We start from the raw sequence: 14052 nt of genomic DNA, 5'->3' as shown, positions 1-14052 counted from the left end.
TGCAACTTCTACATCTTAATATAATACATTAATATGCCTGCTGCAACACTTACATTAAGTGATTCCGCTTCTCCATATATTGGAATTTTTACAACGGTGTCAGCTAAATCAACAATTTCACTTTGAATTCCTGCACCTTCATTTCCAATAATGAGGGCAGTTTTTTCTGGCACTTCAAGTTTATTAAATTGGCGTGCATTCGATAATGCGGAAGCCCATACACTAAATCCCTCTGTCTTTAACTGTGGTATTTTTTCTTTTATATTCACCTGTGAAATTGACAAGTGAAATAGTGAACCCTGTGTAGAACGGATAACCTTATCATTATACATATCAACCGTATTATCACCCAGCATCACAGCATCGAACCCTGCTGCATCCGCTGTTCTGATTACCGTACCTAAATTACCTGGATCCTGAATCGAATCGATTAATAAGATAGAATTCCCCATTATTGCTTTCGGTTCTTTCATTTTTATAATTGCAGATACTCCCTGAGGTGTCTCCGTACGAGCAATATACTGAAGGACCTTTTCACCTACTACGGTAACCATATAATCATCGAACCAATCTGGATAGTGTGTATCTTTTTGAACGATAATCTCGACAATTTCCCATTCACTCTTGTGGGCTTCTTCAACCAAATGAAACCCTTCAATAAAAAAAGTTCCTGATTTAGTACGACCTTTACGTTTATGCAATTTATTCCATTGTTTTACTTTTTCATTTTGTACCGAAGTAATCATAAATTTTTAATTCCACTCCAATATATTTCTGTATTATCATACATATTTTATACTATACTGGTCAAACTATCTATAGTTAAAATAATTGTGAGAGGTGTTTTCTATGGATTTGAATTTAAGAAAAGCCATATTATCCAATATTGCATCAAATAATCAAGAACAATTAGAAGCAACCATCGTTGATGCAATTCAAGATGGTGAAGAAAAAATGCTGCCAGGTTTAGGGGTTATTTTTGAATTGATTTGGAATCAATCGAATGAAGAAGATAAGCAAGAAATGATTGACGCACTCGAACAAGGAGTACAACAAGCAACTACAAGTTAAATCAAAACGGATGCAAACAAGCATCCGTTTTTTTATGGTTAATAACTACATTTATCTGTTTTTATGGTAAACTTATATTAGAAAACTTGGCTTGTCGCCAAGCCTTAATATAGATAAGCCTTAGTTGCACTTATGCAGTAAGAAAGAATTTATACATTCTTATCTGCTAAAAATAATACATATATTAATAGAGGCTGTACATAGGGGGAGAGGAGAATATAAATGAGCTCAAAAAAAGTTATAGTAATTTCAATTGTCGCTGTTCTTTTAGTTGGCGGAAGTATTGCAGCTTATGTTTTGCTTGATTTGTCTGCCAAACAGCAATATTTTCTAGCTGAGAAAGATTCAGCAGAATTTCTTGCAGATGAAGCAGAAGCACGTTATCAGCCGGAATTAAGCTGGTATGAACAAAGTGAGGAAAATCCCACAGAGACAACACTGGAGTTTTCCGGTGAATATAATGATCCAAATACAATGAGTGGTTTCGGTGGTATGGGTCCAGCCCAATTTATTAACAATGCAACTCTTACCATAACTACTGCCATTGATAAAAATAAGAAGCATATGGCATCCGACATAAAAGCAAACATGGGAGCACTTGAAGTTGGAGATATTAATTTTTATCTGACAGAGGATCAGATCATGTTAGGTTTGCCGTTTCTCGAAGAATTAGTTCAGTTAAATGGTGATGACTTTGGTAAGTTATTAAAAGAAGTTGATCCAAACACGTATACTGGAGACGAGAAGCTTGATTTCAATGCTTTTTTTGAAGGATCAACTGGGGTTCTTAACAAAGAAGACCAGAAATATATCCAGGAAGAATACTTGGAGATGGTTTATGACAATTTGCCTGATAAGGCATTTGAAGTAACAGATGAAACAGTTAACGTTAACTCGAATGCTATGGATACGCAGAAAATCACCATGCATCTTTCCGAAAAACAAACAAAAGAACTTTTGAATACAGTACTTAAAAAAATGGAAAATGATGAAAGACTAAAAGAAATTATCAGTGAGCAGATTGGTGTTCAACAGTTTGGTGCAGGTATAACATCATCAAGCTTTACACCTGATGTTCAAAAACAAATTGATCAATTTATTGGAGAGTTTGAAACAGCTATAAAGGATGCTCAGGAAAATTTAAATGAATTTAAAATTCCAGATGGTATTCAATCGACGATATGGGTGAAAGACAAACTAATTGTAAAACGGGATTTCTCTATAAAACTTGGTCCAACAAACGAGGAACTGGTCACTTTATCTGTAAATGGAACGCAACTACTCCAGGACCAAAACCAAACCTTCGATTACGAATTTGAAGCAACTGATCAGGATGGTAGTCACAACATGATACTTGCAGGAGATTTGGAGACAACTAGCGATAAGGTTTCTGATTCTATTAAACTTTCATTTGGTGAAACAGAACTATCATATGATGGTACTGGAACATTACAAGATGGCAACAGAGAATTTGAACGGGTATTTTCGTATAGTGACGCCAGAGATAGTGGTAGTCTAACATGGTCTGGCAACGCTTCCTATAACAATGATCAAATGTCATCTGAACACGACTTTTCGGTTGAAGCGCCAAATATTGGGCCGGATATGATTGGTCTCCACATCGAAAAAAGTGCAAAGCTAATTAATTCGGTTGAATTAGATAGCGAAAAGGAAGTTAAGAACATCGGGAACATGAGTATGGATGAATTAGATCAATACATCGAAATGGAAGTTACGCCTCAATTCCAGCAATGGATCTTCGGATTAATGGGAACTGGCGGGAATCTAAATGGCTTTTAATGAAATGGAAGTGGATGTATGTATTTCATAAAACATCTATTTTTATTTACCAATTATAATATTAAGCAATTGCAGAGGAAGTGGTTAACACTTCCTCTGCTTTTACTGTTTCCTATAATTCTCGTATCGCTAATTGCTGTCATAGCAGTTTCCATTGTTACACCTGAGGAACAGAAACCCATTAATGTAGGATTAGTCGATTTGGATAAATCAGAAGAAACTGAAATGGTTTTAGACATGATTGATGAATCATCACAATTAGGAAGTTACATACAAATTAAGAAGATGACAAAAAAGCAGGCAACCGATCAAATTGAGAATCAGTTAAGTGCCTATGTAACCTTCCCTGAAGGCTTTACTGAAAGTTTATATAATGGAAATCAAGTATCATTAAATATCACAGGTAATCCAAATAAACGAACAGAGAGTTATGTTGTGAAAGAATTGCTTGATAGTATTGCACGGCACATTCGTGCATCACAGGCAAATATACTAACAATAAACTACTATGCCAAACAGTTATCCATTGACGATGAAACACGCCAGGATATGCTATTTAACCAATTTACTAACTTTTTAGTATATACAGTAGGTAAAGATAAGATCATAGATGAGGAAAAAATTACTAATAACGCAACCAATTCACCCGTTCACTATTATGGGCTTGCAGGCTGGTTTACGATTATCACAATCTGGCTGCTGGCATTTTACTCATTTTTCACAAAAGATGAAGAATATCGCATTATGGATCGGATGCGACTATATGGGGTAACTCAAATAAGACAGGTATTTGCAAAAATATTATCCACTTACATAGTAACATTCATCTGTGCGGGTATCACATTGTTCATATTGACTAATTTAATGGAAATCACTTTATTCGGTGAAGATTATTTACGCATAGCGATCATAATAAGCCTTTATAACATTGCATTCCTATTCGGGTTAGCTTTTCTGGAAACGGTAATCAGTGGCCAAAAAGTACGTTTGCTTACACAATCATTATTTTCATTTTTATCATTATTAGTAAGCGGAGCAATTATACCCACTCTCTACTTTCCATTATATGTACAAGCACTTTTACCATACAGTTTCTCCGGTGAAAGCTTTCACTGGCTTCAGGAAGTAATTATAAACGGCAGATCTTACGCTGATTATGTACCACTTACACTTCTGACGGCAGCAAGTGCGCTTCTAATGTTAGGGATATCGATGTGGAAGGAGCGTGTTAATCCATGAACAGTATCCTGGCAACACGCTTCATGCATTGGAAAAAACAATTTACAAGCCTGGTATTTTGGCTTTTATTCCCACTTATAGCAACAATAGGTGTCATAACAGTTACTGATGTTTTACAGGAAGATTCAAAAGTTCCAGTTGGTATCGTCCTGGAGGAAGAAACAAATGCATCTAATGAATTGGTACAGGAGATTAAAACAATACCTTTTGCCAGAATAAAGGAACTGTCTGAAGATGAGGCACTTTATCAATTAAGAAAACATGAATTAGATAGTGTATTTATTATTCATCATGGCTTTGAGGAAAAAATTCTTGAAAATAGTCGTAATCAATTAATCACCAGCTATCAGTCCGACCTGTCGTTTGCCTATTCACCAGTTAAGGAAATAGTTTTATCCTATGTACAGCAGGAAGCCGGAAAATCAAAAGCTGCATTCGTTGTTAAAGAGCTTATACAGCAGCACGGAGGGAAGCAAGAATGGAGTTATGAAGAGATTGTTACTAGAAGTAACCAAATTGAGCAGGACGAGAACCTTCTCACAACATCTTTTTCATTCAATGCGGCACCCGTAAAAACAAGTAAAGATACAGCATTGTTATCCATATGGGGATTATGGGCGATATGCATTATGCTTTCAACGCTGCTACTGTTTGACTGGGTAATTAAAGAAAAACAATCGAACACGAGAATACGCTTTGCATTCACTCGTTGGACATTAAAATCATATCTATTACAGAATTTTATACTTTATAGTGTCCTGTTTTTTATTGTCGATCTTCTCACCGTTATTACGCTGTATTTTGCATTTGGAGAGTGGAATAGCATTCTTAATTTAATTATTTACCGGATTTTAATTAGTCTGGCTGCTTTTTTACTTGCACATCTTTTTAAAACGACATTTTTATATTATTCTATGTCATTTGGAATAACACTTTTTGTCACTATTAGCAGTGGTGCAGTTCTCCCCTCAGGAGTAATCGCGAATTGGGCGTGGTTCGATTTGTTTAATCCAATTCTACCGTTACTGAACGGAGAATTTATAAGTCTATGGTCTCTTGTGGTAATTCTCTTTGCGATTGTCTGGCTTGTTAGAAAGGAGAAATACAATGCTTAATGTCCAGTCCCTATCAAAGGTATATGGAAAAAAACAAATACTAAATTCGGTTACATTCACTGCTAAACCAGGAGAAATTATTGGACTTGTAGGTGAAAATGGTGCAGGCAAATCAACCATGCTGCAAATCCTGGCAACGTTATCCCAGCCAACTTCGGGTTTTATTTCATTATATAATGAAGCCTATCACAAAAACAAAAAGCAGCTTCGTAAAAAAATCGGTTTTGTTGCACAGGATATTGCATTATGGGAAGAATTCACGGTTAAAGAAAATATGGTTTTCTTCGAGAAACTATCATGGAAAAATAAAAGTAAAGGTGAGCTGAGACAGCTTTGCAGAGATATGAAACTCGAAAAATGGGATGAAGCCGTTAAGACTCTTTCAGGCGGAATGAAACGGAAATTAAATTTAGCGATAAGTTTAATACATGAACCAATGCTATTAATTTTAGATGAGCCTACCGTAGGAATTGATCTGAAATCACGCAAAGAAATCGGATCATACTTATATGAGCTTGCAAAGAATCACGGTAAAATGATTATTTATACATCACATGACATGGACGAGATCAATAGCTTATGTGAACGAATATATTGTATTGGAAACGACCCTTTTTATCATCAAGTATTACAGGATTATGGGAAAGAGCCGATAATGTTATAAAGGGGTATTGTGTTATTGTGATAATTTGGATAAAGTTATACACTTAATGTAATTAATTTGGGGGGAATATAATTATGGATATTCGAAGTTTGCAATCATTAATTCAACAACAGGCTATGTCAGTATTAACGTCTTCCAGGAACGGCTCAACTAACTCCCCTATGATTGACCTAGCGTTTAAACAGTTGTTGCAGCAGCAAATAAACAATGGAACCACCAATAACAATAACTTTATGCAGGGGAACATGCAGACTCAGCCATTAATGCCACCTAAAAACACTTCCCCATTAACAGTAAAGAATGCTACTTCACCTGTAATATTTGATTCGTATATTTCCAGGACTGCCGAAAAATATGGAATAGATCCAAACCTGATTCACTCCGTCATAAAAGCCGAATCAAATTATAATGCAAATGCCAAAAGTGGTGCTGGTGCGCAAGGTTTAATGCAATTAATGCCCGCTACTGCAAGAGGGCTGGGCGTCACCAATCCATATGACCCCAAACAGAATATCGAAGGTGGAACGAAATATTTAAGTCAGATGCTTGACCGATACAACGGAAATATCGAAGTGGCTCTTGCCGCCTATAATGCAGGACCGGGGAATGTAGATAAACACCAAGGTATTCCACCGTTTGACGAAACACAAAACTATGTAAAAAAAGTAATGAATTCCTACACTGTATAAAAAAGCTGAGGAGTGGTCTCTCCTCAGCTTTTTCCTTTATACCAGGTTCTTTTAGTTAAGTTTCTTGTTTTTCCATCTTCATGGGTAGATTTTAACAGCCACGTTTTCTAGAAAACAGCCTTAACCTAAAACTATTTCCTTCACTTTATCGTTGTCTAATTTTTTAATTGTTTCAACAATTAATTTTACTGCATTTTCAAAATCATCACGATGTAGGATAGCAGCGTGTGAATGAATGTAGCGTGTTGCCACCGTAATCGATAGGGATGGAACTCCATTAGCTGTTAAATGTATAGAGCCAGAATCGGTCCCCCCACCAGCGATTGTTGCAAATTGGTACGGAATGTTGTTTTCATCCGCTGTATCAACGACAAATTCACGTACACCTTTATGAGAAATCATCGATGCATCATATAAAAGAATCTGTGGTCCTTCTCCAAGCTTGCTGTCCGCATCTTTGTCAGAAACACCAGGTGTATCCCCAGCAATACCAACGTCGACACCAAAACCAATATCCGGTTTTATAGCATGTGCAGATGTACGCGCACCACGTAAACCAACTTCTTCCTGGATTGTTCCTACCCCATAAACAACATTAGGATGCTTTTCATCTTTTAATTGTTTTAATACCTCAATTGCAATTGCACAGCCAATTCTATTATCCCATGCTTTTGCTAACAGCATCTTATCATTTTTTAACTGCGTAAATTCGAAATAAGGTACAACTGAATCACCAGGACGTACACCAAATTTCTGCGCCTCTTCTTTACTTGATGCTCCAATATCGATAAACATGTCCTTAATTTCAATTGGCTTCTTACGTGCTTCAGCCGAAAGGATATGTGGTGGCTTTGAACCAATTACTCCTGTTACATCACCTTTTGATGTCATAAGGGTCACACGTTGCGCAAGCATAACCTGGCTCCACCAGCCACCAATTGTTTGAAAATATACAAAGCCATTATCATCAATACGGGTAACCATAAATCCAACTTCGTCTAAATGACCAGCAACCATGATTTTAGGACCGTTCGAATCACCAGTTTTCTCCGCAATCAAGCTGCCTAAATTATCAGTGTAAACTTTATCAGCATATGGTGTAATATACTTCTCCATCACTTCTCTTGCTTCTTTTTCATTACCTGGAATTCCTTTTGCATCTGTTAAATCTTTTAACATTTTATTTGTTTTATCTAATTTGGCCATATGTAAAGAATCCTCCTTCATTGTTATCCTATTTCATTATAACTGTAATTTCAGAAATAACAAAATGATTCCAACCTAATAACCCTGGTTCTGCCGCTCATAATTAATTTCATTCTTTTTTAAATATGCGTTCTGCACTGCTTTTTCATCAAAACCTAGTAACTCCCCTAGCTGCAAGTATTTTTCAAAAAGAACTTCATAGTTTGCTTGTGTAGGCTGTTGTTTAAATAATACACATGCATTAAAAACATGATTAAATTGTTCTGTTTCACTCCCAGAGGAATTTCCAGTTCTTGTTGATGTATACTCATACCCTTTTTCCAAACCTAGTGATAAAATAAAATGTATTCCATCAACGTATTCTTCCAAGATTATAGCATCTTCGTTTCTTGGTTTTTTACTCCAGAATTTAAAGCACCGTGTTTCATTGGCAAGTTCTCCTAATTCAACAAGTAAAGCCAAGTGTTTTTCTTCAAAAATATCTTTGCCTGTTAAATCATGCTGTGATTCAATATAGTTGTCCAATTGTTTTTGCATCGTGTATAATTCTGACCAGTCCATGTCTATTCCTCTTTTCTCTTTTCTCTTTTCTCTTTTCTCTTTTTGTCGATTGTAACATGAAATTATTATAAATAGTGAAACCTGATACTATCTCAAAACGTACAAGATACTATCAATTAATAGGGAGACGGTTTGATATGATCGTTATTTTGTTTCGAATACTTATCCTCATAGCACTCGCTCTCCTCGTCTATACGGTATATCAATATTATCGTAATCCGGAACGAAAGATGCAAATTGCCAAAGCTAAAGACGATTTCTATATTGTAGATGAACCGACTAATAGTAAGAAAAATATTCAGTTTGTCTATAAAAACTGCTTATTTGAAGGCGAAAAATATCTTGGCACAACAGAGGATTCATTTGAAGTTGTGAATATTAGCGTGTTTGCACGTGATCCCGGTGAATTAGGTGGGATTACGAGAGATGACCTCTATTTCATTGAAAAAGAATTATTAATTCGATATCCACATGCAAAAATTGAATGGAAGCATCCTATAAATAAATTGCTTTTAACAATTATTGAATAGAAGGTGTATAATTCTTATGCGATTATGGCATGAAAAACTCATCCCACTCCTTCCTAGTCAACAATTACTCGGGCAGCATCGTGAATGTTGTGCACTAAGAGGGAATGGCTGGGGAAAGCCACACTCTACAGTTAACTACATTTTTAAATATTCGCCATATAAGCTATTTCAATATCATTTAAAAATAATTCATGAGATGAAACACAGAGGGTATAATGTTCAGCCACTCTGGGAAGAACCAACTTATCGCGGAAAATCCGCTGAGAGACATCCTAACCTTGAATCTATTACATTTAAAGATGATCAAACCGATAAAGGAAAAATATACCCAGAACACAATGAAGAATATCTTAATGAATGTCTTGATAATCTGCAAAAAAAAGGAATCAATATTAAATTAAATGTAAAATAGCTCACAAATGTAGCAGTATCTGCAAATGGTGAGCTATTTTACATTTAATTTGGCCTGTGACAGACCAAACTCTTGAACGATTTCATAATTCTCATTGTGTACTTACTTGAAAAAAATCGTTCCATTTTATAATAATTTCTTTTCTTCTTAAAGTGTAGAGTAGTGGCAATAATGTTACTAAGAATACGAGGATATACATTGGGGATAAATTTGATATCCATTTGCCAACAGATGTATATACGAATGCTAATGGAATGTTTGATAATAATGATGATTTGGTGTAATCCTTAAAATTTGCGGATATTTCTATTAAGCATAATGATAACAAATGAAAATGGATGAACGGCACGAGTCGTAGTATGGCAATTTGGGATGTAGTGAACTTGGAGTTACTGCCAATTATTTTTCGTTTCAGGTTTACTAGCTTGTTAAATGTTTTTGGCATCCAGCGAATTACTCCGTAAAAAATGATACTGGACAACGTAATGCCAATAACTGAATAAAGCGTTCCTGCAACAGCTCCAAAAAGAATTCCACCCGATATACATATAAATACAACAGGAAGAAAAAATAATGGCCTTAATAAATGGCAACTTATAAATAAAAAAGGGGCAAACAATCCACCTGTTTCAATGAATGCTAGTAAATAATTGCCAAACAGCTCCATACCCAACCTCCTTCATGAGAGCATGCACTTGGTAATCATATTAGTACATGTATATGACAAGAGACGAGCCTTTATGACATCTAATATGTTAAATACACTATTAGAATAATGTGAATGACAATTAACGATGGCATTCCTAAGGTAAATAAGCGATGCTTCGTTTTATGCCGATAACGCTTCATCCCTAAAAACGCACCAACTGCTCCACCTAAAATCGCTAGTCCCCAAAACGTACGTTCAGGTATCCGATATTTATGTCTGATTGCCTTCTGCTTATCTATTCCCATTAAAATAAAAGCCATCGCATTTACACCAATAAGAAATAGGATAATGAGATTTAATTCATTCATCTTTTCACCTCTAATATATAAAAACGCCAAATCCAGTTCGTCTAGATTTGGCGTTTATGATTATCTGCTACTTAGTAGCTGATTTAGCTTTTTCAGCTAATTCTGCAAAACCTTTTTCGTCATTGATTGCAATATCTGACAGCATTTTACGGTTAACATCAATTCCAGCTAATTTCAATCCATGCATTAATTTGCTGTATGAAATATCATTCATACGTGCAGCAGCATTAATACGAGTAATCCATAGTTTACGGAAGTCACGTTTCTTCTGTCTGCGATCACGATATGCATATTGACCTGATTTCATAACTTGTTGTTTTGCTGTTTTAAATAAAGCTCTCTTTGAACCATAATAACCTTTAGCTAACTTTAGTACGCGTTTACGACGTCTGCGCGTAACTGTTCCACCTTTTACACGTGGCATATTAATTCCCTCCTAATACAAATAAAAAATAGTGTAATGTCTTTTTGCGATCCGATGCCTCAATGCTTATTTGTACGGAAGCATTGTTTTAATTCGTCTGAAATCACCAGCAGAAACAACTGTAGATTTACGTAGTTTACGTTTTTGCTTTTGGGATTTATGGGCGAACATATGACTTGTATAAGCGTGTGAACGTTTTAGCTTTCCTGAACCAGTTTTGCTGAAACGTTTTTGAGAACCTTTATGGGTTTTCATTTTAGGCATATTGAGTTCCTCCTTGAGTTGTTATTTTTCAGTTACTGGAGCAAGCATCATGAACATGCTACGACCTTCCATTTTCGGTTTGGATTCGATTGTCGCAATATCTTTTACTTCTTCTGCAAAGCGGTCAAGAACTTCCCGACCAAGCTCCTTGTGTGTAATCGCACGTCCGCGGAAACGAACGGATGCTTTTACCTTATCGCCTTTATCAAGGAATTTTCTAGCATTTTTTAATTTTGTATTAAAATCATGCTCTCCAATCCCTGGTGTAAAGCGCACTTCTTTTACATTGATAACTTTTTGCTTTTTACGTGCTTCTTTTTCTTTCTTTTGCTGTTCAAAACGATATTTACCAAAATCCATGATTCGACAAACGGGTGGTTTTGCATTTGGTGCAACAAGAACCAAATCAAGATTCCTTGTTTGAGCGATATCCAATGCTTCATTACGTGATTTCACTCCAAGCTGATCACCGTTTGAGTCGATAAGTCGTACTTCTCTAGCACGAATTTTTTCATTAACGTTCATATCTTTGCTAATAGCCAGCCACCTCCAAATTATTGTAGTGTTGCAGATCCGTTATTGACAAGTGAATTAAAAAACGTGTAGGTACAATATTGCACCCACACGTCTCCATTAGTCTATTAAAAGAGTTCAAAACCAGTCAACTGCACGAATGCGTCAAACAGGTGAGAAGCGGGTGCTTCTACTTGTCTCAGATCATTTAATTTTATTCAACTTTAATAGAATAGCATGTATTTTCTTCTCTGTCAAATCGATAATATAGAAATTACAAGCTTAAATATAATTTATTATAATTTTACTATACTTAGGTGTATCCGGAAATTAACTTATTTTCTGCGCAGTTCTTTGCTTGCTATTTCATCGTTAATTAATATTTCAAATTTATCATAAGCAATAGTCTCAGACTGTTTCTCACCATAACGACGGAAATTAACTGCATTTTCATCAATTTCATTATCTCCAAGAACTAAGGCAAAGGGAATTTTCTGTGTTTGTGCTTCTCTTATTTTGTAGCCTATTTTTTCATCACGTTCATCAACTGAAACACGGATACCTTGGAACCGTAACTTTTCTTCCACTTTTTTTGCATAATCCATGTGGACCTGAGGTGAGACCGGAATGACTTTCACTTGTACTGGTGCAAGCCAAGTTGGAAACGCTCCTTTATATTCTTCTATTAGGAAAGCAACAAATCTTTCCATTGTTGATACAACACCACGGTGAATAACAACTGGGCGATGTTCATTTCCATCCTCACCTATATATGTCAAATCGAACCGTTCAGGTAACTGATAATCAAGCTGAACAGTGGACAGTGTTTCATCTTTTCCTAAAGCTGTTTTTACTTGCACATCAAGCTTCGGACCATAGAATGCAGCTTCTCCTTCCGCTTCAACATAATCAACATTCATTTCTTCCATAGTTTCTTTGAGCATCGCCTGTGCTTTTTCCCACATTTCATCATTGTCAATGTATTTCTCTTTATCCTCAGGGTCGCGGTAAGAAAGGCGGAAGTAATAATCATTAATTCCAAAATCTTCGTATACTTTTTGCACAAGCTCTACAACACGAATAAATTCAGCCTTTAACTGGTCTGGACGAGCAAAGATATGTGCATCATTCAATGTCATTGCACGAACTCGCTGTAGCCCGGCCAATGCACCAGACATTTCATGACGGTGCATCGTACCCAGTTCAGCAATTCTGACTGGCAGATTACGATAGCTGTATAATTGATTTTTATAAACCATCATATGATGTGGACAGTTCATTGGACGCAAAACTAAATCTTCATTGTCCATTTCCATTGTTGGAAACATATCATCTTGGTAGTGATCCCAGTGCCCGCTTGTTTTATATAAATCAACACTTCCGAGTACTGGTGTATACACATGGTCATAACCTAAACGTTCTTCTAAATCAACAATATAACGCTCAATAATACGGCGAATTGTTGCTCCTTTTGGCAGCCATAATGGCAGCCCTTGTCCAACTTTTTGGGACACCGTAAAGATTTCAAGCTCTTTGCCAAGTTTACGATGGTCACGCTCTTTTCTTTCTTCCAGAATACGTAAGTGCTCGTCAAGCTGTCCTTGCTTTTCAAAAGCTGTTCCATAAATGCGCTGCAGCTGCTGATTATTGCTATCACCGCGCCAGTATGCTCCAGAGATGCTTAGTAGTTTAAATGCTTTTATTTTACTTGTTGATGGTACATGAATTCCCCGGCATAAATCAAAAAACTCTCCCTGCTTGTATATTGTTACTTGTTCATCCTCAGGGATAGCATCAATTAACTCAAGTTTAAGGTCGTCGCCAATTTCCTTAAACATTCGCTTTGCTTCATCCCTTGAAACTTCAACTCGTTCTATTTCAAGGTTTTCATCAACAATTCGCTTCATTTCTTTTTCAATCTTTGTAAGGTCCTCAGGAGTTAAGGATTGTTCCATATCTATATCATAATAAAACCCTTCTTCAATTACAGGACCTACCCCAAAATTGACATTTTCATATAACCGTGTAACAGCTTGTGCCAATAAATGTGCTGTTGAGTGACGCATGATGTCTATCCCATCATCACTCTTATATGTAACAACCTCAATCATACCGCCTTGTTGAAGCTTACGTCGCAGATCATATAATTCTCCATCCAATTTAATCGCCAGTGCTTGTTTTTTTAATCCTGACGAAATAGAACTCGCAATTTCTTCGCCAGTTGTCCCTTGGGGAAATTGTTTGTTTGCACCATCTGGGAAAGTTATTGTAATCTCAGCCATTAGTAACACTCCTTCTGTGTTTTCTATTTGAATATCTCTAAAAATAAGGCTCTTTTAATAAGTTTTGTTGCTCTTAGCTTCGCAGTTCGATATAAAATACGACGTAATGTAAAAAATGCTTAAGTGCTAGGATATCGCTCTGGAAATACACTCCGCTGAATTAGTAACAGTTAGTGAGTTTCTCTGACACACAACTGGATATCGTTAAGAATGAACAGGCGAGGAGTCCTGGTGGATGCCAAGTTTTCAAATCAACAACAAACTC

General features: G+C 36.1%; 17 protein-coding genes and 1 other annotated feature. Of the genes, 8 read left to right on the top strand and 9 right to left on the bottom strand.

Annotated features, from left to right (window positions below):
• Positions 1-8 precede the first annotated feature (8 nt).
• Positions 9-746 carry a TrmH family RNA methyltransferase gene (locus BMY13_RS07050; RefSeq protein WP_092503602.1) on the bottom strand — a complete coding sequence of 246 codons (738 nt, stop codon included), beginning with the start codon at positions 744-746 and terminating at the stop codon, positions 9-11.
• A 103-nt stretch (positions 747-849) separates the two neighbouring features.
• On the opposite strand from BMY13_RS07050, the gene sspI reads away from it, so the two are divergent.
• The 6 genes from sspI to BMY13_RS07020 all read left to right on the top strand — a co-directional run bounded on the left by sspI (position 850) and on the right by BMY13_RS07020 (position 6578).
• The gene (gene sspI / locus BMY13_RS07045) at positions 850-1071 is read left to right on the top strand and encodes a small acid-soluble spore protein SspI (protein WP_092492375.1); all 222 of its coding nucleotides are present in this window, start codon (positions 850-852) and stop codon (positions 1069-1071) included.
• 222 nt (positions 1072-1293) lie between these two features.
• Entirely contained in the window at positions 1294-2871 is a 1578-nt protein-coding gene (locus BMY13_RS07040) for a flagellar basal body-associated FliL family protein (protein ID WP_092503600.1), read from the top strand.
• Positions 2872-2889: 18 nt separating this feature from the next.
• Positions 2890-4110 carry an ABC transporter permease gene (locus BMY13_RS07035; protein ID WP_092503598.1) on the top strand — a complete coding sequence of 407 codons (1221 nt, stop codon included), beginning with the start codon at positions 2890-2892 and terminating at the stop codon, positions 4108-4110.
• The gene (locus tag BMY13_RS07030; protein ID WP_092503596.1) at positions 4107-5225 is read left to right on the top strand and encodes an ABC transporter permease; all 1119 of its coding nucleotides are present in this window, start codon (positions 4107-4109) and stop codon (positions 5223-5225) included. Before BMY13_RS07035 ends, BMY13_RS07030 begins: the two co-directional genes overlap by 4 nt.
• On the top strand, positions 5218-5889 hold the full coding sequence (locus BMY13_RS07025) for an ABC transporter ATP-binding protein (RefSeq protein ID WP_092503594.1): 672 nt from the start codon (positions 5218-5220) through the stop codon (positions 5887-5889). Before BMY13_RS07030 ends, BMY13_RS07025 begins: the two co-directional genes overlap by 8 nt.
• A 74-nt stretch (positions 5890-5963) precedes the next feature.
• The gene (locus tag BMY13_RS07020) at positions 5964-6578 is read left to right on the top strand and encodes a lytic transglycosylase domain-containing protein (protein ID WP_092503592.1); all 615 of its coding nucleotides are present in this window, start codon (positions 5964-5966) and stop codon (positions 6576-6578) included.
• Positions 6579-6698: 120 nt separating this feature from the next.
• Here BMY13_RS07020 and BMY13_RS07015 read toward each other — a convergent pair whose 3' ends face one another.
• Both BMY13_RS07015 and BMY13_RS07010 read right to left on the bottom strand, forming a co-directional pair.
• A complete protein-coding gene (locus BMY13_RS07015; RefSeq protein WP_092503590.1) occupies positions 6699-7784 on the bottom strand; it encodes a M42 family metallopeptidase in 1086 nt (361 codons plus the stop codon).
• A 75-nt stretch (positions 7785-7859) separates the two neighbouring features.
• The gene (locus tag BMY13_RS07010) at positions 7860-8345 is read right to left on the bottom strand and encodes a dUTP diphosphatase (RefSeq protein ID WP_092503588.1); all 486 of its coding nucleotides are present in this window, start codon (positions 8343-8345) and stop codon (positions 7860-7862) included.
• A 137-nt stretch (positions 8346-8482) separates the two neighbouring features.
• Here BMY13_RS07010 and BMY13_RS07005 point away from each other — a divergent pair, with 137 nt between their 5' ends.
• Together BMY13_RS07005 and BMY13_RS07000 are read left to right on the top strand one after the other, a co-directional pair.
• On the top strand, positions 8483-8875 hold the full coding sequence (locus tag BMY13_RS07005; protein ID WP_092492367.1) for a sigma-w pathway protein ysdB: 393 nt from the start codon (positions 8483-8485) through the stop codon (positions 8873-8875).
• A gap of 16 nt (positions 8876-8891) precedes the next feature.
• Positions 8892-9287, top strand: coding sequence for a TIGR02328 family protein (locus BMY13_RS07000; protein WP_092503586.1), 396 nt, complete (start codon positions 8892-8894; stop codon positions 9285-9287).
• Between the two features lie 91 nt (positions 9288-9378).
• Here the strand turns inward: BMY13_RS07000 and BMY13_RS06995 are convergent, their stop codons facing one another.
• From BMY13_RS06995 to thrS, 6 genes are all read right to left on the bottom strand, one after another.
• Positions 9379-9954, bottom strand: coding sequence for a TVP38/TMEM64 family protein (locus BMY13_RS06995; protein WP_092503584.1), 576 nt, complete (start codon positions 9952-9954; stop codon positions 9379-9381).
• An 80-nt stretch (positions 9955-10034) separates the two neighbouring features.
• Positions 10035-10304: a DUF1294 domain-containing protein gene (locus BMY13_RS06990; RefSeq protein WP_092492364.1), complete on the bottom strand. Its 270-nt coding sequence runs from the start codon at positions 10302-10304 to the stop codon at positions 10035-10037.
• Positions 10305-10371: 67 nt separating this feature from the next.
• Complete coding sequence (gene rplT, locus BMY13_RS06985) at positions 10372-10728, bottom strand: 50S ribosomal protein L20 (protein WP_092492363.1); 357 nt, start codon at positions 10726-10728, stop codon at positions 10372-10374.
• Between the two features lie 66 nt (positions 10729-10794).
• On the bottom strand, positions 10795-10992 hold the full coding sequence (gene rpmI / locus BMY13_RS06980) for a 50S ribosomal protein L35 (protein ID WP_092492362.1): 198 nt from the start codon (positions 10990-10992) through the stop codon (positions 10795-10797).
• Positions 10993-11013: 21 nt separating this feature from the next.
• Positions 11014-11517: a translation initiation factor IF-3 gene (infC, locus tag BMY13_RS06975; protein WP_139180779.1), complete on the bottom strand. Its 504-nt coding sequence runs from the start codon at positions 11515-11517 to the stop codon at positions 11014-11016.
• A gap of 63 nt (positions 11518-11580) precedes the next feature.
• Positions 11581-11707: a sequence feature (ribosomal protein L20 leader region), on the bottom strand.
• Positions 11708-11840: 133 nt separating this feature from the next.
• The gene (thrS, locus tag BMY13_RS06970) at positions 11841-13787 is read right to left on the bottom strand and encodes a threonine--tRNA ligase (protein WP_092503582.1); all 1947 of its coding nucleotides are present in this window, start codon (positions 13785-13787) and stop codon (positions 11841-11843) included.
• Positions 13788-14052 lie beyond the last annotated feature (265 nt).

The sequence above is a fragment of the Virgibacillus subterraneus genome, assembly GCF_900110695.1.
GTDB classification, from domain to species: Bacteria; Bacillota; Bacilli; order Bacillales; family Amphibacillaceae; genus Lentibacillus; species Lentibacillus subterraneus.
This window is presented reverse-complemented; position numbering and strand designations above follow the sequence as displayed.